Genomic DNA, 25,403 nt, shown 5'->3' with positions numbered 1-25,403 from the left:
TCTTTAGCTTCATTAACCAGTTTAAATTTTCGATAAAGCGCGTGTTTTTTCAGACAAAAAGCATTTGCTTTTTTTTGCCTGCAGAAGAAAAATATCTGATATTTGCAAAACAAATTAACACTCTAACTTATAACCACTTAATAGAATAAATAAAATTTGGTGGCATACTAAACTAGAGTTTAATAATATAATTCATGAGAATCCCCTCGTGAATATAGCTATTACCAATCTTTATATTCCTTCATCTAACTCTTAAGTGAGATCTTAAGTACATTACCTGTTAGATATCATCATAGACAAATGCTAATTTATTAATAAGGGATTAATCTCGCCTTAACTCTTGCTAAAACAAAATCCATTGTTTGTTTTAGTTGGAGGTAATGCGTTATATAAAATTTACTGTATTAAAACAAATAACAATTAATCTATGAGAGCTATCAAATTTTTTATCACAATTACCAGTTTGCTTATTGTTAATGGTCTAAATGCTCAAGCAGGTATTGGAACACAAACCCCTCAAGCTGCACTAGACATTGTATCTAGTAGCGCTGGGATATTAATTCCTCGAATGTCAACAGCCGAAAGAGATGCTGTATCAGCCGATTTGAGTGAATTAATTTATAATACAGATACAAATCAATTTGAGTATTATTCCGACGGAAATATCTGGATCCCAATTGGAGGGTCAGGCAGTGGCTCAGCAGATGGTAATGGTTTATATGATGGTAATGGTTCTCTAATCGGGCCTACCACTGTTACTCAAGCAGCAAACAATTTGGCTTTCACTTCTACATCAGGTAGTCTTTCGTTCACTACGACATCTGGTAATATAGATTTTGACTCTAATACATTATTTATAGATGGAGCTAATGATCGCGTTGGCATTGGTAATAACAATCCTAGTCAGGCTCTGGATGTTAATGGTAATGTAGAATTTTCTGGTGAGCTATTACCTGGAGGAGCAGTCGGATCTAGTGGACAAGTTCTTATTAGTGGAGGTAGCGGATCTACGCCAAGTTGGCAAACTGCTCCATCAATTAAATTCAACACTGGAAACTATGTAGAAATTACTGATGCAGACTATACTGTAAATGTTGATGATGTAGTGCTTAGGATGAATGACTTAACAACTACTCGTACTGTTACACTTCCTGCTAGTGGAGCTTATATTGGAGATTTTATAATTATTAATGTTTCTGCAAACTCTGTAGCGGCAATAAACCTAATCAATGTTGTAGACCTAGACAAAACTTTAGGTCCTAATCAGATTTTCCCTGCCGTTTCAACTAAAATAATATGGACAGGTACAGAATGGTGGGCTCTAGGTATATAATTCTAACCACTTACTAATACTAAAACGCTTAATAAGATGAAGATGATCAAATATATATACACAACTGTTGCTTTACTAATATTATTAACTTCTTATAATGTAACAGCTCAAGTTCGGGTTACAGGTAATGGTAATGTTTCTCCAGGAGGAATATCATCCTATTTTCTAGATGCATCATCTGCATCTGCTTTAAATAATACTAATAATCTTGGAAAAGGATTACTATTTCCAAGGACTGATTTAACAACTTTTGAGGGTTTTATACCTGCTTTCACGAATGTTGTTAACGTACCAAATCGTTTTGATGGAATGATTGTTTATAATGTAGGAACTGGTAACACCCTACCTGGAGCAAGTAATACAATTGTTTCAGTAACTCCTGGATTTTACTATTACGACAACAAATCATTTCAGGTAAAAGGTGGTATTTGGAAAAGAATTATGGATGGAGACTCAGTTAGTGGTCCAGCAGGTACTGATGACCAAATCGTCTCTGATTTTAGTGTACAAGGGAATACATTAAGTATTACTCTGGAAGATGGAAACACAGCAACAGTATCACTTACTGATATTGCTACAGTGGTAAATACTGACAATCAAACCGTAACTGATTTTAGCATTAATGGCTCTGGACTTAGTGTTACTTTAGAAAATGGAAATACAACTACAGTATCTTTGGCAGATCTTAAAGCGCAGATCGATACTAATACAACCAATGCTAGTTTGACCGAAGATGGAACTAATCTTATTCTAACAGATAGCGACGGTGGTACGGTTAGCATACTATTGTCAGACATCGCATCAGCAGTTGGCGATAAGAATACTACAAACGCTAGCTTGACCCAAGATGGTACCAATCTTATTCTGATATAGGTCCAGATCCAAATTGGACCATTCCTTCTACCAATCGCATAAGCTCCCTAGGTTCTGGTAACCCTTGCCCTGATGGCTTTAGACCTCCTACTCAAGATGAATGGGAAGCTGAGTTTAGCAATGCAAGAGCACTTTATTCCAGCAATCCACTAGGAGACTTCTATGCACTAGTAGACCTGTGGGATCATAATTTCTTTTTAAAATTACCTAATGCATATGGTAGTGCGCAAGAAAATAACTTACTTTTACTTGACTCTAATGTAGCTGGTGGAAGCAATGGTTTTGCTACTTTACTTGATGATGGTGGATATAATAGTGGATATTCATTTGGGCACATGGCTACATCTACAATCCCTCACCCAGGCTTAACTGGATATACTTATAACCACGAACACACAACACCTTTGAGATGTATTAAAGATTAATTAGTTATTGATTACATTCTTAAAGGTGAAGGCGGAATCATAAATGATTCCGCTTTTTGGTTTTTATATTAAATTATTCCGCTTTGCTTTTTGTACGGCTTCTAATTTATTATGCACTTGTAGCTTCTTATAAATATTCTCTATATGCTTTCTTACCGTACTCGGTGATAAAATGAGGTTATCCGCAATCTGCTTATAATTAAGTCCTTTGCTCAGTTGTTCTAACACATCGGTTTCCCTATTGGTCAATTGTATATCTTCTTTATCTTTAGGGTTTTCAATGTCTATTGGATTCCTTAACAATTTTAAGGTTTTCAAAGCTATAGAAGGATTCATTGCTGCACCTCCATTTAAGGTCTCAACAATACCATCATGTAGCGATTTAGCATCAATATCTTTCAGAAGGTATCCATCTGCTCCAGCTTTTATCGCTTTAAATATATTTTCGTCATTATCGAAAACAGTCAGCATTATAATCTTAATGTGAGGATATTTTTGCTTTACAATTTCGGTAGTCTCAATACCATTCAACACTGGCATTTCAATATCCATAAGTATAAGATCTAGATTATGATTATCTTCCAATTTGGTAAGCAGATCTGAACCATTCATTGCCGAAAACTTGTAGTTAAGATCTTCAAAAAAAGACAGCTTTTCCTTAACCGCGCTAACGAGGAAGGTATTATCATCTACAATAGCAACTTTTATCTTCATACAATGAAATTAAATCAGCTTAAAGTTACGATAATGGTAACCTTTTGGCTTTAGGGCAAATGCCCTATTTTATTTTGGTATTGTTACCGCTATAGTGGTTCCTTTGTTTTCCTCAGATTCTATACGAATCGTTCCCTCCAATTCTTGGGCACGCTTCTTCATGTTATTCAATCCATTTCCACCTTCAACATCATTAGGTTCGAAACCTTTACCATCATCTGCAATAGAAAATGAAATATCCTCATCATTGGTTTCAAAATTCACTTTAATGGATTTTGCTTCAGCATATTTTAAAGAATTATTTACTGCTTCTTGGATGATTCTGTAAATGTTCATTCCTTTCACAGAGGAGAATTTAATGTCTTCAGACAGATTCTCTCCTAAAGCAAATTGAAACGCTACATTTTCATTAGCAGTCTTAGCCTTTTCAATAAAATTAGATATTCTACTTTGCAGATCATCGAGATCTATATCATTCTTGTTCATTGCCCAAATAGTGTCCCTAAGTTCTTGAATTGTAGAAGACGTAAATGAACTGATTCCTGTTAGCTTATCTGATAGTTTGTCTGGTAATTTGAAACCATACTTTAGATTATCTAAGGATGAAATGATAAAGGTTAGTTGAGCGCCAATATTATCGTGAAGGTCTCTACTAATTCTCAAACGCTGCTCTTGCAATCTGTTTTGAGTTTCAATTTTGATCAACGCATCCTTGAGTTCGTTCTCCTTTTGTAATTGTTGGTTTTTCAGCTTTTGTTGATTGTAAAACAAATATCCCATCAGGGCCAGTAATAATGCAAAACCAGATAATCCATAGATTTGGTAATTCCGTTTTTGTATCAAAAGGTCCTGCTCTGCCAACTCAGCCCTTTGAATCAGGATTTGTTTTTCTTTCTTCTCTGTATCGTATTTGGTTTCTAACTCATTGACTTTATTCTGAACTTCGGTTGATGAAATGGAATCCGTCAGCGTATAATACTCTTTATAATATTCTAAAGCGGGTTTATACTTTCCTTGATCGCTATTCAACAGACTGAGAATTAGCGCCGTCTCTTTTTGATTGTATAGCAAACTTTGCTCTTTGGCCATTTCGTAACCTCTCACTAAATGCTCTTCTGCAAGCTGAAATTGTTTACTGTATCTATATGCATCTCCTAGGTTAACTCGAGATACCATTTCTGTATGTGGATCTCCAGCTTCCAGGCTATTATTTAATGATATTTTACCGTACTCTATCCCCTTTTTATAATTCCCAAGCGTGGTTTCTACTAAAGCCAGATTTACATAAGCTATATTTTTACCGTTTTTATAATTAGCTTCATTACTTAACTCCAATGCTTCATCGTAGTAATCCCTTGCTTTTAATAAACGTGAGGTGTCTTTGTCTTTGATTCCAATCTTTCTTAATGTTCCTCCAAGGTTGAGATAACTACTAATCATATCAACCTTAGAGCCTTCTACCTTTTTAATCTCCAAAGATTTCAACAAGTATTCTTCCGATTTGTCATAGTCTTCTAGATCTCTATAAAGCAGACCAATATTATTATACGATTTGGCGACACCAATTTTGTCATTCAACTGCTCAGCTATCTTAGCAGATTCGATATGCATGTCTAAAGCGTCTTCATACTTACCTAAGTAAGAATAGCATAATGCCATATTATTGTAGCTCCTAGACATGTCATCCAAATTGTTAGTCCGTTTGGCAACTTCTAAAACGCCTTCAAAAGCTTTTCTGGCGGATTCATAGTCGGATTTGTAGAAGAACATTATCCCCTTGTTATTATAAAGAGAACTTTCTAATGCGGTGTGATCTACATCTTCCATTATTTTCTCAGCACGTTCATAGAAGACTTGTGCAGAATCTAATTCCTTCTGATCAGAATAGGCTAATCCTAAGCCTATTAACGCTTTTACTTGTAACGTGTCGCTGTCAATTTTCCTTGCTTCTTTTACAACCCGTTTAAATATGGTAATTGAGGAATCGATATTAACAGATATGTAGTAGCGACCTACATCATAAAGCACAGAATACTTTATTAAGGGTTCTGTTTTAGTTTCGTAAACGTTCTTTAGGCTGTCGATTTTTTGCTCTACCTTGGATTGAGAAAATGTAGAGAAGGTAAACATCAGGGCAATGAGTAGTGATGTTTTTTTCATAATGTCAGACAAAAAAAGCATCAGAGTCAAAACGTTGCAACCAACATTATGAATAACTGACGCCTTTTTAAAAAAATTGATTAATAGCATTACTAATATAAAAACTAATTAAACTCTTATCGGGTTTTTTTCGATAAGAAGCAATTAAAAAAGATTAAGCGTAATCCTACAAAAAATTACGCCTAATCAACAAATCTCAACAACAAGATTTATTTGTTAAGATCGTAGGCGAATACTGTTTTATCACCTGATTTGTAATATAAATATCCTCCAAACTCATCTACTTTATAGACTGGTTTTTTGTCCTTAAGTACAATCTCTTTCTCCATAGATCCAGTATCTTTATTAAGCTTTACCAGACCAACACCACTATCTAGTTTTGTGAGTATGAATTGTGCATCCTTAGTTGCCGAGCTTGCCTTGAAACGCTTGGCTAATTCTTTAAAAGATGCTGTCCCTATAGCTGTAAACATATCTTGAGTACGTTTCATTTGTGCACCATAACTATTATACTGACCAAGAGCATTTCTGTTTGCTCCTGCTCTAGCAGCTGCTGAAGTTGCCATCGCTGTAGATGCAACTGCCAAAGCTCCCATTAATATTGAACCGAATGCACTCTTACCTGGAGATCTATAATACTCATTAAACTGTTCTGAACCATCAAAATTTAGCATCATCATGTTCTGTGAAGATGATAACAAAATCCCATTATCTCTAATTGACATCGCTGTTGGATTCTCCTTTTCTTGAAACTTGAAACTAGCTAAGGTAGATACCTCTCCATTGTTTTCATCTATAGCAATAATTTCTGCTCCAGTACTTATTAAATATCTTCCGTGGCCTGAGTCGTATGCACTGGTAACGCTTTTTGCTCTCTTGTACTTTATAGGCTTAGACCAGATAGATTCACCATTGCTAAGGTTTATAATATTAGCATCTGTATCTGTAATATAAATCAGGCCTTGTTTGGTCAATGCCATAGTATGTATATTCTCGCCAGTCTTTAATGGTTTTTTAAATAATGGTTTTCCATCAAAAGACACTTTATTTATTCCGCCTTCTCTGATTCCAAATAGAATACCATCTTCTACAATGTAAAAGTGCTGTACATAGCCTTTAGTTTTTGGTGCCTTTTCCCAAAGGTCATCACCTGTAGCTGCGCTAAACATTGTAATCTTAGATTCTGCTCTAGCCGCAGTTAGTTTTCCTAAACCTTTTTTTCCAGAATCTGCTACATCACTTACTACTGCTAATCCTTGTGGTAAAATCTGAAAGTTAGACACTCCGCCTTTTACTTTTCTCTCATCAGCCCAAGCTGGTGAACCATTGGCATTGATTTTATAAATTCTGGTGTTCTTAAGATTGGCAGTTTTTGCAAACGCATAAATCTCTTTTTCAGATTCATCTGTAACCATCCAACCTACATTCTTTATATCATTTTTCCATACAACATTTCCAGAGTTCATATCTACTTTGATTAACCCTTTAGTAGTAGGAATAATCAACCCATCCGAAAGCATTAATGGTGTGCCCATAGCTTGTTGTGAGCCTTTCATCTTTACGAAACTCAATTGGTCTCCAGTTCCAAGATCATACACGGCAACAGCTTGTGCATATTGCTCTTTTGCTCTTCGCTGGCCACTAACTACTAGCTTGTTCTGTGGCATAAGCACTTCGCAAACACCAATAGCTTTCCAACCGTTTTTTTCGGTACTAAACAATGTTTGGCCAGACATATAATCGATTACGGCACTCTTAGTTCGTAAGCCTCCAAAACCTGTCTGACCAACAACTACATAAGGTGCGTTAGGTATAAAGTTTAGTTCTTCTGGCTTTACTTTTCCGTAATCTGTAAAGTTGAATAATAAATTACTGTTATTTGGTTTAATCCCTACCAATCCATCATTAGTGGCTACTACAACTGTTCCGCCTTCAGTGATGGTCATGTCGTTTATCTTAGCGCCTAAGGCATAGCTATTGTCTGGAGTTTCTGCCTTCTGTGCTAATAACGATGTTGCACTCAGAAAGAGCACAAGCATCGTTACATATTTACTAGAGTGAATTAATAGCGTTTTCATAACAGAACTATTAAAGCACTTGCTTAGTTAAATTAAATGACCCATTAGAAATAACCTTCTGGCTATTGTCATTGGCATTTTGCCCAGTAAACTCAAAAGTTCCTTGAACATTATCATCTGTCTCTGTAGATACAGAAACCGAACCTGCTACTGTAGTATCGAATGGTGCAGCCCAACTTTGTGAGTTCATCGGATTATTGATATCTGCTTCGGTATAGGTTGCAATATTGAACACTACAGAATTTCCATCAAAATTATAAGTTCCTGTTCCGTTGTATCCGAAAATGGTAATTACAATTGCTCTACCATCTGCATCGTTTCCTTGAATAATTAAATTCCCATTTGCCAAAGTTGCAATAGAGGTAATGTCCAAGGATGTAAACGCCGTTCCGTCGATAGATGCTTCTATGGTTCCAGCTCCAGCTGCTCCTGGACTTCCACCGTCGTCATCGCTTTTACAGGATGTTAATGACACCATTGATATTGTCATTACTAGTAACATGAATTGCTTAATCGTTCTCATTGTTGAAGTATTTATTGGTTAATAACGAGAACAAAATTGCCGTATAATCATACGCCAATCAATACGGCATCTAGCGTATATTTTTTAATATGTATTGAAAATGAATACGTTACAAGAATTAAAAATGTACAAAAGGAAGCTTTTGCTGAAGCTTATTTTTCTTTTCTTCTAAATCTTGCAAGAATTTTTGATGTGCTTCTGAATTTGGGTTGAAAGGTCTATGTGCTAATCCTTTTTGAATAGTTTCAACATCATCCATTGTAGAATACGTTTGGCTATCGATCCAAACTTCTTTGAATCTTTCCCAGATGTGATTAACCGCTAAGGCATTTGGATGAATCATATCTTCTGAATAGAATCTATAATCTCTCAATTCATCCATCATGATTTCATAAGATGGGAAATAATATATGTGCTTCCTAGGCTCTACAACTTGATGAATAGCGCTAATTAAATTCGCCTTACTATTTTTGTTTTCAACAAAACCATCTTTAAGATGTCTAACGGGTGAAACGGTAAATATGAATGTTGTTTTTGGATTAACGCTTCTAACTAAACTGATGATAGCTTCCAGACTTTCTTTAATTGCATCTACTGAGAGTAGTTCTTTTAAAAACTTCTTTTGAGGTACTTTATGGCAGTTGGCTACAATTGTATCAGTTTCAATATGTCTATATACCCAAGCGGTTCCTAATGTGATGATGACATGAGACGCTTCTAGAATATTTTTATGAGTTAATTGAACTGCATTGTTTAGACCAGATAACAATTCATCCTTTGATGCTGTACTCATTCTAGAGTGTGCTTCATAGGAATGCCATTGCTCGTTAAGGGAAAAGACATCATTGTCTTGATAACGCTTTTCATTAACAGCATTAGTAATTAACTGCTCAACAGCTAATGGGTGAAATAATATCCCTAGAGGATTCGTTGTGCTTTGGAATTTGTAGTAATCGAACTTCTCTCCAATATGTTCGGCAAAACAGGAACCAGTCAATAATAATTTTGACTGATACGAAATTAAATCGTGCTGCTGTTTTGGAATTGATATTTTGGTTTGAAATTCCATTAATCAAATGGATTTGGTCCAGGCTTAGGTATTTTATTCTTGACCTCTCTAATAGCTTCATCTAATCCATCTGGATTTTTTCCTCCTGCTGTTGCAAAGAATGGCTGTCCTCCGCCGCCACCTTGAATATATTTCCCAAGTTCGCGAACAATTTGCCCTGCATTCAGGTCTTTTTCAGCAACTAGGTTTTTTGAGATATAGCAAGATAGTATAGCCTTACCGTTATTTTCAGCACCGAAGAGTGCAAAAAGGTTGTCTACTTCTCCGCCTAATTCAAAAGATAAATCCTTTATGCCTGAAGCATCTAAGTCAACTTTCTTGGCAATAAAATTAATGCCATTCACTTCAGCAATTTCATTTTTAAGATCGCCTTTAAGGTTCTTAGCTTTATCCTTGAGTAATTGTTCTATCTGCTTTTTGAGATCAGAATTTTCATCTTGTAATGCTTTGACAGCTTTTACAGGTTCTTTTGTATTGTTCAGTAAATCTTTGATTTCAAAAAAGGCTCTATTGTTTTCAAAATAAAAATCCTTCACAGCATCTTTTGTAATCGCTTCAATCCTTCTAATACCTGCTGCTACAGCACCTTCTGATACAATTTTGAAATGCCAAATGTCGAACGTGTTTTTCACGTGAGTACCTCCACACAATTCTATAGACTGTCCAAAACGAACGGTTCTCACAGTATCTCCATACTTCTCACCAAACAGCGCCATTGCTCCTTCTTCAATAGCTTTATCCATCGGAATGTTACGCTGCTCTTCTAAAGGTAATCGTCCTTCGATACGCGCATTGACAAAGTTCTCTACATCACGCAATTCTTCTACAGTCATTTTTGAAAAATGCGAAAAATCGAAACGTAAGTATTTAGAGTGTACTGCAGATCCTTTTTGCTCTACGTGAGTTCCTAAAACTTCTCTTAGTGCCTGATGCAATAAATGTGTCGCTGTATGATTACTTTCTGTACGCTCGCGTTGCTTTTGATCGACAACAGCTTTGAAGGTTTCATCAATATGCTTTGGTAAATTCTTAGCGAAATGAACAATGACATTGTTCTCTTTTTTGGTATCCAAAATATATACTACATCACCATGAACATCTTCCAAATAGCCTTTATCTCCTACTTGTCCACCACCTTCAGCATAGAACGGCGTAAGATTAAAGACTAGTTGATACATCTCGCCTTCTTTCTTTGAAGTCACTTTTCTATAACGTGTCAGCTTAACATTAGTTTCAAGTGCATCATAACCAATAAACTCCTGCTCTTCATCTTCTATTAAAACTGTCCAATCATCTAATTTTTGTTCAGCTCCTTTTCTTCCTCGCTCTTGTTGTTCTTTTAGCTTTAGTTTAAAGTCTTCTTTATTATAGGTAAACCCTTGTTCTCTAAGAATAAGTTCTGTTAAATCTTCAGGAAAGCCATAAGTATCCTTCAATTCAAATACTTTTGAACCTGATATTTCTTTAGATGCTGAATTTTCAACAATTCTACTTAGCAAAACCAATCCTTGGTCTAGCTTTCTCAAGAAGGACTGTTCCTCTTCCCTTATAACATTTTCTATAAGTTGCTTTTGTGCTTTTAGCTCTGGGAATGCTTTCCCCATTTTCTTAACCAATATATCCACCAGACGATAAATAAATGGGTCTTTCTTATCTAAAAACGTAAAGCCATAACGTACAGCTCGTCTTAGGATTCTTCTAATAACATATCCTCTTGTAGTATTACTAGGTAATTGGCCATCTGCAATTGAAAACGCAACAGCTCTAACATGGTCAGAAATCACCCTAATCGCAATATCTACTTTTTCATCTTTACCATAATCTTTACCAGTAATCGCTTCAATTTCTCTAATGATTGGTGTAAAGACATCTGTATCATAGTTGGATTTTACATCTTGTAATACCATACATAGACGCTCAAAGCCCATTCCTGTATCGATATGTTTGTTTGGAAGGTTTTCTAGTGATTTATCTGCTTTACGATTGTATTGCATGAATACCAGATTCCAAATCTCAACAACTTGCGGATGATCCATATTTACTAAAGTTTTCCCGTCTACTTTAGCTTTTTCTTCATCGGAACGAATATCTACATGTATCTCACTACAAGGTCCACAAGGTCCTTGATCTCCCATTTCCCAGAAGTTGTCACTTTTGTTTCCCATTAGGATGCGATCCTCAGGGATTATAGCTTTCCAAAGATCGTAGGCTTCTTGGTCCATAGGTAAGTTATCAGCATCATCGCTACCTTCAAATACAGTGACATACAGCATGTCTTTATCAATACCATAAACCTCCGTCAATAATTCCCATGCCCACGCAATAGCTTCTTTCTTAAAATAGTCTCCAAAGCTCCAGTTCCCAAGCATCTCGAATAACGTATGGTGATAGGTATCATATCCTACTTCCTCTAGGTCGTTGTGCTTACCAGAAACTCTAAGACACTTTTGGGTATCTGCAATTCGGTTATTGCTAGGTGTACCATTTCCTAAAAAATATTCTTTGAATGGTGCCATCCCAGAATTGATAAACATCAATGTTGGGTCATCCTTGGTCACCATCGGAGCCGATGGTACTATAAGGTGAGATTTAGACTTAAAAAACTCTAAAAACTTTGCACGAATATCTTGGGATTTCATCTACGCTAAATTGTTGTTAAATTACCTTAATTGCTAAACAATTTTTATCTTTGGTCGTTTGCTATTAAAATTCTGGTTATTTCTCAGCAAAAATAGTATAAATTAGGACATGAGTAAGGTAAAATATTATTACGATTCCGAAACGCTTTCCTATAGGAAAATTGAGCGCAAAAGACGTACTACTTTAAAATATGCATTGCTGTTTTTAGTAGCTTCTGCCTTATTTGGTTTTCTGTTTGTCTTTATTGCCAGCCAGTTTATTCAATCTCCCAAGGAAAAAGAATTGGCTAGAGAACTCGAGAACATGAAGCTTCAGTACCAGATTTTGGATGATCGCATGGAGGAAGCCGTTCTCGCTTTAGAAAATGTAGAGGAACGAGACAATGCTATTTATAGACACTATTTTGAGGCTAACCCTATTCCAGAAGAGCAGCGAAGAGCAGGTTTTGGTGGTATTAATCGTTATAAGAAGTTTCAAGGCTTTGATAATTCTAAACTGATTATTGAAAGTAATAAGCGTCTGGATATTTTGGAAAAAGCCATCGTGGTGCAATCTAAATCTTTGGATGAAATTGCTATACTCGCTGAGGACAAAGAAAAATTTCTACAAGCTATACCAGCAATTCAACCTGTAAATAATGAAAACTTAACACGTATGGCTTCCGGTTTTGGTTTCAGAACTGATCCATTTACCAAAGCCAGAAAGTTTCATTTTGGAATGGACTTTACAGCACCAAGAGGAACGCCAGTATATGCTTCGGGAGATGGTGTTGTAAAACGTGCCGACAATAGTGCTTCTGGTTATGGTAAGCATATCAGAATAGATCATGGCTATGGTTATGTATCTTTATATGCACACCTTCATAAATATAATGTTCGTGTTAACCAGCGCGTGAAGCGTGGCGATCTTATTGGTTACGTTGGTAGTACAGGACGTTCTGAAGCACCACATCTTCATTATGAAGTTTTTAAAGATGGTGAACGCATCAACCCAATCAATTTCTACTATGGTAATTTATCTGCTGAAGAGTTTGATAAGTTGTTGCAGAAAGCTTCATTAGAAAATCAATCTCTCGATTAATATGCATCTCGATCTTCCAGAAAAACGTTATTATGGTATTGGTGAAGTCGCCAAAGCTTTTGGTGTGAATACCTCTTTGATAAGATTTTGGGAAAAAGAGTTTGATGTATTGAAACCCAAAAAGAATGCTAAGGGCAATCGTAAGTTTACTCCAGAAGACATAAAGAATCTCAAGTATATCTACCATTTGGTCAAGGAACGTGGTTTTACTTTGGAAGGTGCTAAAATTCACTTGAAAGAGGGCAAGAAAAAATCACTGACTAACTATGAGATTATCACTAAGCTAGAAAGCGTAAAAGCTCAGCTTATCAAAATAAAAAATCAACTTTAACACATACATCATGAAAAAATGGGTCTTACCTTTAATACTAGTCTTGGTTATAGTCCTTTGGGGAATGAATATTAACAACTCTGCTATAGGCTTACAAGAAGATGTATCTCAAGCTTGGGCAGATGTAGAAAGTTCTTACCAAAGACGTAATGATCTTATCGGAAACTTAGTAAAAACCGTTCAAGGTGCTGCAGATTTTGAACGTGGAACTCTAAAAGACGTTATTGATGCTAGAGCCAAAGCGACCTCTATTTCTATAGATCCATCCAATATTACTCCAGAACAATTGCAGCAATTTAATCAAGCTCAAAGTGGCTTAACTAGTGCACTTTCAAGATTATTAGTAACTGTTGAACGTTATCCTGATTTAAAAGCGAATCAGAACTTCCTAAATCTACAAAGTCAATTAGAAGGTACTGAAAACCGTGTCAATGTTGCCAGAGATAGGTTCAATGAAGCTGTAAGACCTTATAATGAATATGTAAGAAGCTTTCCAAGGAGCTTGCTTGCTGGTCCACTTGGTTTCAAAAAAATGGATTATTATAAGGCTGAAGAAGGATCTGAAAAAGCTCCTGATGTAAATTTTGAATTCGACTAATTGATGTCTCAACGTTCCATTGAAGATTTCCTAACTGCTTCCCAGGAGCAACAAATTATAGATACTATCAGGAATGCTGAAAGGCAAACTTCTGGTGAAATTCGTGTTCATTTAGAACATAATACTCATGACAAAACTATAGAGGAGCGAACTTTAGAGGTTTTTCAAATCCTAAAAATGCACAATACCGAACAGCATAATGCGGTGCTGATTTATGTGGCTGTTGAAGACAAACAATTTGCTATTTATGGTGATAAAGGCATTAATGAAGTCGTCTCTGATGATTTTTGGGACAGTACTAAAAGTCTAATGACCTCACATTTTAAAAAGGATGACTATGCCAATGGATTAATTGCAGCAATACAAGAAGCAGGAAAACAACTCAAAGCATTCTTCCCTTGGCGTTTTGGAGATAGAGATGAATTATCTAATGAAATTTCCAAAGGCTAATGTTCTCTAAAAAAGCATATCTCCTTTTTGTCTTCTCACTCATAACTTGTGTGAATTTTAGCTTTGCTCAATATGAGATTCCTGATAAACCAAAAAACCAAACCAGTGTTTATGATTATGTAGGCTTATTATCTACTCCTGAAAATCAGAGACTGGAGCAAAAATTGATTCGTTATTCTGATAGTACTTCAACCCAAATAGTTGTTATAGCTATTTCTTCAACCGAAGGAGAGGATATTCTCTACTTAGGAGCCAATTGGTTGCACGACTGGGGAATTGGACAAGCAAAAGAGGATAATGGTATTCTTATCTTATTAGCCAAGGATGACAGACGTATTTCTATAAATACGGGTTATGGTGTTGAACATTTGCTTACTGATGCCATGTCTAAACGCATTATTGAGCGCGATATCATCCCATACTTTAAGAGAAATGATTATGCAGGTGGCCTCAACAGAGGTGTTGATGCCATTTTCGAAGTCATGTCTGGTGAGTATCAAAACTCAGGGTCGAGAGCAACTCCATTTCCGTTTGGTGTTGTTATTCTTTTCCTATTCTTCTTCTTTTTTATTCTCATTATTATTCTAGCTAGCAAACGTAGTGGCGGTGGTGGTTCTGGAGGAAGAGGAAGTGGATCTGGAAGTGATATCCTTGAAGCAATTATCTTGAGTAATTCTGGACGTGGAAGTTACAGACGCAGCTCAGGTGGCTTCGGAGGTTTTGGTGGTGGCTCCTCTGGAGGTGGTTTTGGCGGTGGCGGTTTCAGCGGTGGCTTTGGTGGCGGCTCCGGAGGCGGAGGCGGTGCCTCTGGTGGTTGGTAAAACTGCATCCGCGAGTCCTACCAACCTACAAAAGCATTGTTTAGTCTTCAGGGTCTAACTGGAAAATTTCTTCAACTGAGAGTTTAAACAACTTCGCAATCTTTAGTGCTAAAATTGTTGACGGTACATATTTACCTTTTTCTATGGCGTTAATAGACTGTCTGCTGACACCTATCTTTTCTGCAAGATCTGCTTGAGTCATGTCGTGTCTGGCACGCTCTACTTTTATACTATTCTTCATAACTTCAAGCTTTTGATTTTAAATAATTGAATCTAAAAATATAAAACAGCAATGGCGTAAACATGTTAAAAACCAAGACATTAAAAAATGTCATGTCGTACACAAAAATGATTGCCAGCGCCAATATTATATAATTAACAATAATAGCCCAAACCAAAGAGTCTGTTCGCAACTTGGATATAAATTCATCTTCAACTTTCTCTTTGGAGAAGCCCACCATAATTCCGCCTGCAATAATACATAAAGCAGACAATTCATCAGCGATACTATTCTCTACTATTTTGAAGAAACCATCAGATTCAGAATTGAAAATGGTATCACTGTAAATGGATAATACATTCACTTCTAAAATGCTTACTTCAAAATTCAAAAACATTAAAACTAAGCCAGAAATTAATCCTAATGTAAAAAGTACCCAACCTATTCGTTTGTACTTATTGGATAATAAATTGTTCGTTTTCATAATTGATGTGATTAATAATTACGAAACAAATGTATACAAAAATTTACAAAAAGTAAACTATACTTTACTTTTTATCATGTAAAATTTACAAATTAAATTTTACTAAACTGAAAGTCAAATAGTTAAAAAATTATAGTCTAAGAGAGAAATGTCCGGTAAAGGTTCTACCATCTTCTAAGGTTGCTACAAACCAATAATCACTAGATGGCATCGCATTACCATTGTATGTACCATCCCAAAAATCATTGGAAGACCATAACGTTTTTAGCAATTTTCCAAAGCGATCATAGATTTTTACACTTACAAACTGTCTTGCTTCTTGAGAAATTCCTTTCAGTCGCCAAACATCATTGAAGGTGTCGTCGTTTGGTGTAAAAAACTTAGGATAGCCTACCACGAATACTTCTTGTGCCGTAATACCACAGTCGTTTTCAATATCCTTAATGTATACGGTATATACTCCAGCTTGAAGATTTTCGAACACATTTGAGGTTTGATAATTAGAGTTGTCGATTGAATACTCGTATTCACCTTCACCTGAAACCAAAACCGTAATCGTATTATTATCTGAAGACAGATCAACAACTGAGACATCTTCTACGGTTGCTGTACCCGAAGCCGATACTGTAACGGTTCTAAGTTTGGTACAGCCAGCTACGCTTGTGACATTAACTGTATAAATTCCAGGTTCATTAATTTCTATGGTAGATGTAGTTTCTCCTGTAGACCAGGAATAGTAATAGTTACTTGGACTGTCTTCTTGTATTCCTCCTGTAAGTGTAATGGTTTCAGGATATGTGTTTAAGCAGTACCAAACCACTTCAATAAGGTCCGTATTTGGAAGTGGAGCTACATTTAGAAACACTTCGGTTATTCCATAGCATGATCCACTGGCTTCAATTCTAGCTATAATGGTTTGGTTATAAGGCTCTATATTGGTGTAATCGTTTGGTAGCTGATTTATTCCAGATAGTGCATCTTCATACGTTTCAAAATATAAAAAGTCAAACCCTACAGGAATTGCATCAAAAATCTGATTTTCGGCCATTGAAAGATCAAATGTGGTAATCCCATCTTCATCTACAGAATCACATGCTTCTATATAAGCTGGGTTTAATTGCACCAAAGCACTCAACTGCAGCGTAACTTCAGAGATATTTACGCAAGATGTAAGTGTGTTTATGACCTGAGCATATACAATTTGATTATTGAACATACTCGTGTAAGATTCACTATTTATTGGCAATGTTAAATTTGCATCCGAGTAAAAATTGACTTCTCTATTTTCAGTAATACCTCCTGTAATGTTTTCAATATATTCACTAAGGTTGAATTCGGCAGTCTCATTGGCAACATTAGTACTACATTGTGAAATCAATATGTCGTTAGCTTCAGGCAAGTCTAATGTTTGTATAGCGATTGGCAATCTATTCCCTTCGTTACAGCCCTGAAATAATGGTTCTACCCAATAGGTTACAGCTTCATCAACAATTACTGTAATCGTTGATCCTGTAAAAATAGATTCTGAAGCGGTTGCGGTTTCGTACCATATCAGTGTATCTACATTGGAACTTACTGAAATATCCACTTCATCGCCTTCACAAACACTTACTTCATTATACTGCACTTTTGGCGTAATAATTCTTGAACTCCCCGAAAGTGATAAGCTTGTATCGTCTCCAGGCATACCTCCAAATTCTACAATATACCCTTTTGGGTAATATGGGTCTGCTGGATTGGTAAGTAGGTTAGGCAAATCGTTCCATGAACCTAACTCACCTATAGTTGGGTCTGTAATATGTGCGTAATCTTCGCCGTTAAAATCATTGGGTTCTCCGATATTCCAGAAGTTAAACTCACCTCCTATTGGTGTCCCAGTGTTTTGATTATAAAATGCTAATCCATTTTCTGGTCCTGTGACCCATCTCCAGATGCCTTCAGATTCAGCATCGCTAGCACCAATCCATCCAGTACCTGGTGCTTGTTCGCCTGTTAATTGGGCTTCCTCTATTGTCCGAACAGTAACTAAATAGCCTTGTAACCCAAAATAATCTAGACTGGCAGCTTCATCTCTTGCATCGGTCCACCTTATGCCTAAACTTGGCACATACAAATAATAGTGTCCGGTAGAAGGTAAGAAATTAGCATTCCCAAGGTTTATAGAAAAGAATTTATCTGTAGTGAAATCTGCCTGAATCGTATCAAAAAGCACATCTAAAATTGCGGCTTCAAATTCTTCAAATGTAGCAGGTCCTGTTAACGTTAACTGCCCTTCTGTAATTGACCAAGAAGCTGTAATGTTGGGATGAGTGCCAGATAGGAATAAAACATCTTGTCCCATAACATAGCCTTGAGATATCTGAATAATAACATTATCCCAAGTATTAACACCTACACTTGGCGGAGTGATGTTAACATCTGTAGCTATAGGCATTGGCGCATCAGCACAATAAAACTGTTCACCTACAACATCAATAGATGGTGGTAAACTTTGGCTATAAGCCACAGTTAAGAAAAGTGTAAAAACAATAGCAATTTTTTTCACGAGTTCTAAAACTGAGTTCAGAACTTATAAAGATAAACTATTTTTTTCTCATGTATACCGTTACTGGTACACCATTAAAGTTAAAATGATCTCTTAGTTTATTTTCTAAGAAGCGTTTGTAAGGGTCTTTTACATATTGTGGTAGGTTACAGAAAAATGCAAACTGTGGTTGCGGTGTCGGCAACTGCATGATGTATTTTATCTTCACATATTTACCTTTATATGCAGGTGGCGGATTGTGTTCGATGATAGGAAGTAACACATCGTTTAGCTCACTCGTCTTGATACGCTTTGATCTATTTTTATACACATCAACAGCAGTCTCTATGGCTTTAAAGATACGTTGCTTGGTTAATGCGGATATAAATACGATTGGTACATCTGTAAATGGTTCAATCTGTTTTCTAATGATCTTTTCGAAGTCTTTTGTTGTCTTATGGTCTTTTTCTACCAAATCCCATTTGTTTACCAGAATTACAATTCCCTTACGATTGCGTTCAGCTAACCAAAATATATTTTGAACCTGGCCGTCAAATCCTCTGGTCGCATCAAAAACCAATAGGCATACATCTGCATGTTCTATGGCTCTAACACTACGCATCACAGAATAGAATTCTAGATCTTCCTTTACCTTTGATTTCTTTCTGATACCTGCAGTATCTACTAAGTTAAATTCAAATCCGAAACGATTATACTTAGTATCAATTGCATCTCTTGTGGTTCCTGCAATATCTGTAACAATGTATCGGTCCTCTCCTATCAATGCATTGATGAAAGATGATTTTCCTGCGTTAGGCCTACCAACAACAGCAAATCTTGGTAATGCATCTCCTTCTTCTCTTTCTTCTTTATCTGGTAAAGTTTCAACAAGTGCATCGAGTAGATCTCCTGTTCCGCTTCCATTAATACTTGCAATCGTATAATATTCGCCAAGACCAAGCGAATAAAATTCAACAGCATCTTCGGCACGCTTGGCATTATCAACTTTATTCACAACTAGGAATACAGGCTTCTTTACTTTGCGAAGTAAGTTGGCAACATCTTCATCCATTCCTGTAACACCACTCTCAACATCAACCATAAAAATGATTGCATCGGCTTCATCAATAGCTAATTCTACTTGCTTGTCTATTTCAGCTTCAAAGATATCATCACTACCTACAACATAACCTCCTGTATCGATAAGCGAAAACTCTTTACCGTTCCAATCACTCTTACCGTAATGACGATCTCTGGTAACACCACTTACGGCATCAACAATGGCTTCTCGTCTTTGTATTAAGCGATTAAAGAATGTTGATTTTCCAACATTTGGTCTTCCTACTATAGCTACTATTGCACTCATTTAAATTAATTAAGCCTGCAAAGATATTATTTTACTTCTGATTGTAACCAAAACGTTTCAATTGGTTAGCATTAGAGCGCCAATTCTTATTTACTTTAACGTAAAGTTCAAGATGAATTTGTTTTCCGAAGAATGTCTCTAAGTCTTTCCTTGCTTCAACACCAACACGTTTTAACGCAGACCCCTTGTGACCAATAATGATGCCTTTTTGCGTATCGCGTTCTACCATGATAACAGAACGAATTCTAATGATATTTTCTTCTTCGAAAAACTCTTCTGTATCTACTTCTACAGCATATGGAATCTCTTTCTTGTAGTTGAGTAATATTTTTTCTCTAACGGTTTCATTTACAAAGAAACGCTCTGGCTTATCTGTCAACTGATCTTTTGGATAAAAAGGCGGAGATTCTGGCAACAACTCAATAATACGATCGAAAACAGTTTCAACCTGAAATCCTTCTAAAGCCGAAATTGGATACACTTCTGCATTGGGTACTTTGGCTTGCCATAGTGTAACTTGCTCTTCTAATTGTTCTTGATTGGATTGATCTATCTTATTGAGCAAGAGAAGTACTGGTATTTTTGAATTTGTAATCTTCTTGAAAAAGGCTTCATCTTTAAGGTCTTTTTCTCCAATTTCAACCATATATACCAATACATCTGCATCTTCAAAAGCTGATTTTACAAAATCCATCATTGACTCTTGGAGCTCATAAGCTGGTTTTATGATCCCTGGCGTGTCAGATAATATCACCTGAAAATTTTCACCATTAACAATACCCAGAATACGATGTCTCGTAGTTTGAGCTTTAGACGTAATGATGGATAGCTTTTCACCAACGAAAGCATTCATGAGCGTTGACTTCCCCACATTTGGGTTACCAATAATATTTACAAAACCTGCTTTGTGCATCGCATTATTTTAGTCCACAAAGGTACTATTAAAAAAAGTATGATGACTTTTTTAACGTGATTCGATTTTAATATACAAGGTTAATAGCTAAACCATGTAACTTTTTAACTCTAAAGCCTGTAGTTTAACTGATTGGGTTGTTACAATCGGCTGTTTCGAGTATATTTATACTATATGAGAAACTCACGTTTCAAATCCAACCAAAAAACTACTCGTGCACTTACCATTGAAGCTATTAAGGCCAATGACGAAGGGGTACTAAAGTTATTGTACACTAGCAATTATCCTAAAGTAGAAGTATTTGTATTACAAAATAATGGTACTAAAGACCATGCGAAAGATATTTACCAGGAGGCGTTTTTAGCAGTTTGGAGAAATATTAAAGAAGACAAGTTTATACCTAAAGACGATTCTTCGATTCATGGTTATTTGTATACCATAGCAAAACATAAATGGTTGGATTTTCTCAGATCAAAGAAATATAAAAAAACGGTTTACGAAAGTGAGTTGGTAGGTTTTAAAGAACCCAAAATGCATGTGCATCCTTCTACTCAAGATCATGAATTTGAGAAAAAACTCAAACGTGCAATGACTGCTTTTGAGGGTTTGGGAGAACCGTGTAAATCATTGTTGAAGGCTTTTTATTTTGATAAGAAATCGATGAAAGATATTGCCGATGAACTGAATATCGATCCTGCTTCTGCTAAGAATAAAAAATACAGATGTATGCAACGATTAAGAGAATTAGCCCAAAACCTAAACTTGAAGTAAGATGAATCAAAACAATGACATATCTCCTGAAGAATTTGAGTTAATTGAGAGTTATCTTCTCAACACTATGACTGATTCTGAAAAAGAGACTTTTGAATCCAAATTATCTACTGATGAAACTTTGAGGGAAAAAGTAGAAGACTATAGGGCATTATTAAAAGCTATTGAGTCACAATCTTTAAAAGAAAAGCTCGATGCTTTTCATGATGAAAGTATAGAACAGACTGATGTTGTCGCACTTGATGATAATTTTTCTTCATCTACGTCATGGTATAAAACATATGGTATTGCTGCTTCTTTAATAGTATTTATTGGTTTAGCAAGCTTATGGTATTTTAATCAGCCTAGCGCTTCTGAGAAGCTTTATAACGACTATTTTTCTCCAGATCCTGGTTTGCCAACCTTAATGAGTAACAGCAATGAAAATTTTGAGTTTTATGATGCTATGGTTACTTACAAGCAAGGTGATTATGATAGTGCTATTACAAAATGGAATACCTTACTTGAAGCGAAACCACAAAATGATACTTTAAATTATTTTATCGGTGTTGCCAAAATGGCGAATAAGGAAGTTGAGGAGGCTATTAAACATCTAGAAGTTGTTACTGAATCTGACACAAATAGCTTCAAAAATGAAGCTCATTATTACTTAGGCTTGGCTTATTTACAAATTGATAATATAGAGTTAGCGAAAAAAAATCTTAACTTTAGTTCTATCGATAATAGCAAGGCCCTTCTTTCTGAACTAAACGATTAAAAAATTAGAGCTCATGATTACCCCTTCTTGCTATTACAGAGTTTTTCTGTTGTTAATTTTTTTATTTAGTTCTTCCATTAGTTTAGCTCAAGTCTCAACACCTTCATTATTAGAACTTGTAGATAACTATTTAGAAGAAAAACAACTCAGCAAAGCCGATTCTTTGATTAACTCAAGTCTGACGGATTTCACTTCAAGCAATCAAATAGATTCTTTATATCAATTCCCTTTACTTATTGGTAAACTCGAATCGTATAAAACTAATGCAACAAAGGCAGGAGAAAAAGCTGAGTTATTTGTCACTGAACTAAAACAGAAAACTTCTAATGCCAGAACCATTTTTAAAGCTTATCTAAGTTTAGATCAATTGTATCTTTTCTTAGGCGATGACACCAAATGTGTAGCTGCGTCTAAAAAAGCATTGTCTTATGCAAAAATGCAAGAAGATGTTACCTATGAAGAGTTGGGAAAGATAAACTACGTTATTGGCGGAAACTATTACGCGCTTTATGATTTAAGTAATGCTGTAAGCTATTTTAAAAACTCTGTGGCTGCTTATGAAAAATCTGAAACCGTAAAAAAACATGTGCTTGCAGATTCATACAATGGCGTAGCGGTATCTATGTGGACTCTCAACAAACTAGATAGTGCTCAAGTGTATTTTAACAAGGCTATTGCAGCTACAGAAATCAGTGATTTAACCAATTATGATCGTCTGTACTATATCACTGCCTTCAAGTTTAATCTAGCGTTAGTCATTGACTCGCAAGGACGTATCAGTGAAGCGATAGAAATCAAAGAGGAAATCATTAAACGCTTACAGGAAATTATTAATGGTTCTAAAGATGACTTTTTAGTTACAAAATCTAGACGTTTACAATCTTCAGCAATTTCTAATCTGGCAGCTTTCTATAATGATACTGGTTATTTGACCAAGGCCTATGAAATGCTTAAATATGCTTATGAGAAAAAGAAAGACGTCTACGAGTCTACTAGCCCTCGTTTAGCAACGGCTTTAAATCAAATTGCTTATTCTGAAATTCAATTACAGGAGTTCGACAATAGTATAGAAACCTCTAATAAAGCCTTAAAAAACCTAAGAGCATCAAACAGTAAATACTTGCCTGTTGAAGCAGAGATTTTACATACCCTAGCCAAGGCTTATCTGTCCAAACAAAATATAACAGAAGCATCGCGCTTTTTTAAGGAAAGTGAGACTCTGTTTAATAAAGCTTATCCTGTTGAATATAGTAGAGAATACCTAGTCTTACTAAGAGATTATGCTTTGTTTCTGGCTAATCATGGAGATAAGGCTGAAGGTGTTGCTGTAGCACAAAAAACCTACGACTATGTTCTTAAAAATGGTGGTGAAACCAATTTATCCTTGCTAAAAGAAACTATTAATCTAGCAGATGTCTATTATGAAAGTGGTAATTATCAAAAATCTAGTGAATGGGCTCTAGAGGGAATTCAATCTTTAGATGAACGATTAGAATCTGCTGATTCTAATATGAATGCTGCACAGATTGAATATTACAAACCTCAACTATTATTACTAGAATGCAAATCTAAATATCAATTGGAGAGCACTAAAGACGAAAAACTGCTAGTAAGCTTGTTAGATAAGTTAGACCAAGCTACAGAGCTATTAGAACGTCGCAAAACAACAGTTTTTAAGACTCAAGATATTAACTCACTTTTATTGGATTATAAATCCATCACAGACTTTTCTAAGCAAATTGCTTTAGAGTTATACAAAAGCACAAAAAACTCAAAGTATCTAGATAAGATCATAGAACTCCATGAATCTGGTATTTATCACAGGATTCGGTCGAGATTAAACCTAAAAGATAATATTGCTTTTGTTGGTATTCCAAAATCTGTTCTTGCGCGAGAGCAAGCGTTAAGAACTAAGTTATCGAGTTCGTTAAATACTTCGGAAAGTATTAGCTCTTATTTTGAAGATTCAAACTCCTGGACACGTTTCGTTGATAGTTTAAAACAAAACTATCCTAAATACTATGATATGCGTTATGCAACTATTGAAGAATCTCTTACCGATCTTCAAGAAAATATTGATGACACATCTACTGTTGTGAGGTACTTGTTTGTTGAATCGAACCTATATGCATTTATAGTCACTAAAAATGATAAAAAGCTCTACAAATTAGACTATGACGCTGTAAAACATCTTAGCAAATACTTTACTGGAAACCCAACGGATATTTCAGAGGCAAGCTCTTATTATCATGCGCTGTATGAAACCTTATGGGCGCCATTCAAAGATGATATACAAACAAATCATGTCACTATTGTTCCGGATGGAGAACTCTTCAATTTGAGTTTCGAAACATTGACTACTGAGCCTATAAAGGCATTTAGCGATTTGGCCAATCTAAGTCTTTTAGCCAATCATATCATCTCTTATAATTATAGTCTTCTGTTATTAAAGCCAAGCAGCAAAACCTTTGAATACAGAGATGATTTTATAGCTTTTGCTCCAGAGTTTAATGATCAAATGAAAAATGATTATAAAATAGCTATCAAAGACTCACTAGAAGTAGACAGAACTTACCTCAACCTAATTCCCCAACCATTTAGCGTGGATATTGCTGAAGAGTTTTCAAGACTATTTAATGGTGATTCTTATCTCAACGAGAATGCTACCAAACAACTTTTTAATACAACAGCCAACGAACATAAAATAATTCATATCGGAACTCATGCTGAATCCAATAATGTTTCACCTGAGTTATCTCGATTGGTATTCGCAAAGGCAGTTGATAGCGTTTCAAACATTAATGAGAATTACTTGTATACTTACGAAATCTATAATGAAAATATCAATTCAGATTTAGCCATACTAACTGCTTGTGAAACAGGAAAACCTACATATCAAGCTGGTGAAGGCATGATTTCATTAGCTCATGCTTTTAACTATGCTGGAAGCGAGAGTATTTTAACCAGCTTATGGAAAATCGATGAGCAATCGAGTAATGAGATTATTAAGCATTTTTACAATCATATTGCAAATGGCTTAAGCAAGGATGAAGCGCTTCGACAGGCAAAATTAGATTACATTGCTAATGCTCAAGGACGAACAATAACACCACAATATTGGGCAGGCTTAGTGCTTATAGGAGATACAAGCCCAATAAACATCAATACACATTCTAATATGATTTGGTGGCTCCTTGGTGCAACGATAATTTTAATTCTAATTGTTATAGGCTTCAGAATAAAATCTAAAGCATAGAAAAAGAGCTGTTATTC

Annotated in this window: 21 protein-coding genes; 10 read left to right on the top strand and 11 right to left on the bottom strand. The window is 35.7% G+C overall.

The genetic code is table 11. The features are described from left to right. Positions 1–427 precede the first annotated feature (427 nt). Together NCE97_RS11255 and NCE97_RS11250 are read left to right on the top strand one after the other, a co-directional pair. Positions 428–1,333, top strand: coding sequence for a phage tail-like protein (locus tag NCE97_RS11255; RefSeq protein ID WP_353779348.1), 906 nt, complete (start codon positions 428–430; stop codon positions 1,331–1,333). Between the two features lie 36 nt (positions 1,334–1,369). After that, a complete protein-coding gene (locus NCE97_RS11250) occupies positions 1,370–2,206 on the top strand; it encodes a phage tail-like protein (RefSeq protein ID WP_353779346.1) in 837 nt (278 codons plus the stop codon). 488 nt (positions 2,207–2,694) lie between these two features. Here the strand turns inward: NCE97_RS11250 and NCE97_RS11245 are convergent, their stop codons facing one another. The 6 genes from NCE97_RS11245 to alaS form a co-directional block, all read right to left on the bottom strand. Continuing rightward, positions 2,695–3,345 (bottom strand): response regulator, encoded by a 651-nt coding sequence (locus tag NCE97_RS11245; RefSeq protein ID WP_353779345.1) that lies wholly within the window; start codon positions 3,343–3,345, stop codon positions 2,695–2,697. 69 nt (positions 3,346–3,414) lie between these two features. Further along, a complete protein-coding gene (locus tag NCE97_RS11240) occupies positions 3,415–5,505 on the bottom strand; it encodes a tetratricopeptide repeat-containing sensor histidine kinase (RefSeq protein ID WP_353779343.1) in 2,091 nt (696 codons plus the stop codon). Positions 5,506–5,714: 209 nt separating this feature from the next. Then, complete coding sequence (locus tag NCE97_RS11235) at positions 5,715–7,583, bottom strand: outer membrane protein assembly factor BamB family protein (RefSeq protein ID WP_353779342.1); 1,869 nt, start codon at positions 7,581–7,583, stop codon at positions 5,715–5,717. 10 nt (positions 7,584–7,593) lie between these two features. Then, positions 7,594–8,106, bottom strand: a complete 513-nt coding sequence (locus NCE97_RS11230; protein ID WP_353779340.1) for a DUF6252 domain-containing protein — start codon at positions 8,104–8,106, stop codon at positions 7,594–7,596. Positions 8,107–8,224: 118 nt separating this feature from the next. Beyond that, the gene (locus tag NCE97_RS11225) at positions 8,225–9,175 is read right to left on the bottom strand and encodes a GSCFA domain-containing protein (protein WP_353779338.1); all 951 of its coding nucleotides are present in this window, start codon (positions 9,173–9,175) and stop codon (positions 8,225–8,227) included. Next, positions 9,175–11,814 carry an alanine--tRNA ligase gene (gene alaS / locus NCE97_RS11220; protein WP_353779336.1) on the bottom strand — a complete coding sequence of 880 codons (2,640 nt, stop codon included), beginning with the start codon at positions 11,812–11,814 and terminating at the stop codon, positions 9,175–9,177. Before alaS ends, NCE97_RS11225 begins: the two co-directional genes overlap by 1 nt. 109 nt (positions 11,815–11,923) lie before the next feature. On the opposite strand from alaS, the gene NCE97_RS11215 reads away from it, so the two are divergent. From NCE97_RS11215 to NCE97_RS11195, 5 genes are read left to right on the top strand one after another with little or no spacing between them, the layout of a single operon-like run. Then, positions 11,924–12,895: a M23 family metallopeptidase gene (locus NCE97_RS11215; RefSeq protein WP_353779334.1), complete on the top strand. Its 972-nt coding sequence runs from the start codon at positions 11,924–11,926 to the stop codon at positions 12,893–12,895. A 1-nt stretch (position 12,896) separates the two neighbouring features. Next, positions 12,897–13,226 (top strand): MerR family transcriptional regulator, encoded by a 330-nt coding sequence (locus NCE97_RS11210; RefSeq protein ID WP_353779332.1) that lies wholly within the window; start codon positions 12,897–12,899, stop codon positions 13,224–13,226. Positions 13,227–13,236: 10 nt separating this feature from the next. Continuing rightward, complete coding sequence (locus NCE97_RS11205) at positions 13,237–13,824, top strand: LemA family protein (protein ID WP_353779331.1); 588 nt, start codon at positions 13,237–13,239, stop codon at positions 13,822–13,824. Between the two features lie 3 nt (positions 13,825–13,827). Beyond that, complete coding sequence (locus NCE97_RS11200; protein ID WP_353779330.1) at positions 13,828–14,274, top strand: TPM domain-containing protein; 447 nt, start codon at positions 13,828–13,830, stop codon at positions 14,272–14,274. After that, complete coding sequence (locus NCE97_RS11195; RefSeq protein WP_353779329.1) at positions 14,274–15,095, top strand: TPM domain-containing protein; 822 nt, start codon at positions 14,274–14,276, stop codon at positions 15,093–15,095. Before NCE97_RS11200 ends, NCE97_RS11195 begins: the two co-directional genes overlap by 1 nt. A gap of 40 nt (positions 15,096–15,135) precedes the next feature. Here the strand turns inward: NCE97_RS11195 and NCE97_RS11190 are convergent, their stop codons facing one another. The 5 genes from NCE97_RS11190 to era all read right to left on the bottom strand — a co-directional run bounded on the left by NCE97_RS11190 (position 15,136) and on the right by era (position 20,602). Next, entirely contained in the window at positions 15,136–15,336 is a 201-nt protein-coding gene (locus NCE97_RS11190; RefSeq protein WP_353779327.1) for a helix-turn-helix transcriptional regulator, read from the bottom strand. A 4-nt stretch (positions 15,337–15,340) separates the two neighbouring features. After that, positions 15,341–15,799, bottom strand: a complete 459-nt coding sequence (locus NCE97_RS11185; protein WP_353779326.1) for a hypothetical protein — start codon at positions 15,797–15,799, stop codon at positions 15,341–15,343. Between the two features lie 130 nt (positions 15,800–15,929). After that, on the bottom strand, positions 15,930–18,344 hold the full coding sequence (locus NCE97_RS11180) for a T9SS type B sorting domain-containing protein (RefSeq protein WP_353779325.1): 2,415 nt from the start codon (positions 18,342–18,344) through the stop codon (positions 15,930–15,932). A gap of 37 nt (positions 18,345–18,381) precedes the next feature. After that, on the bottom strand, positions 18,382–19,689 hold the full coding sequence (gene der / locus NCE97_RS11175; RefSeq protein WP_353779324.1) for a ribosome biogenesis GTPase Der: 1,308 nt from the start codon (positions 19,687–19,689) through the stop codon (positions 18,382–18,384). A 31-nt stretch (positions 19,690–19,720) separates the two neighbouring features. Beyond that, entirely contained in the window at positions 19,721–20,602 is an 882-nt protein-coding gene (gene era / locus NCE97_RS11170) for a GTPase Era (protein ID WP_353779323.1), read from the bottom strand. 174 nt (positions 20,603–20,776) lie between these two features. Here era and NCE97_RS11165 point away from each other — a divergent pair, with 174 nt between their 5' ends. Genes NCE97_RS11165 through NCE97_RS11155 form a run of 3 tightly spaced genes read left to right on the top strand, consistent with a single transcriptional unit; the run spans position 20,777 to position 25,386 of the window. Continuing rightward, positions 20,777–21,373, top strand: coding sequence for an RNA polymerase sigma factor (locus NCE97_RS11165; protein WP_353779322.1), 597 nt, complete (start codon positions 20,777–20,779; stop codon positions 21,371–21,373). Position 21,374: 1 nt separating this feature from the next. Further along, positions 21,375–22,130 carry a tetratricopeptide repeat protein gene (locus tag NCE97_RS11160; RefSeq protein ID WP_353779320.1) on the top strand — a complete coding sequence of 252 codons (756 nt, stop codon included), beginning with the start codon at positions 21,375–21,377 and terminating at the stop codon, positions 22,128–22,130. A 13-nt stretch (positions 22,131–22,143) separates the two neighbouring features. Continuing rightward, complete coding sequence (locus NCE97_RS11155; RefSeq protein ID WP_353779318.1) at positions 22,144–25,386, top strand: CHAT domain-containing protein; 3,243 nt, start codon at positions 22,144–22,146, stop codon at positions 25,384–25,386. Positions 25,387–25,403 lie beyond the last annotated feature (17 nt).

The organism is Winogradskyella sp. 3972H.M.0a.05 (assembly GCF_040493455.1).
Taxonomy (GTDB): domain Bacteria; phylum Bacteroidota; class Bacteroidia; order Flavobacteriales; family Flavobacteriaceae; genus Microcosmobacter.
The sequence above is the reverse complement of the archived record's forward strand: the minus strand, read 5'-3'. Positions and strand labels throughout refer to the sequence as shown.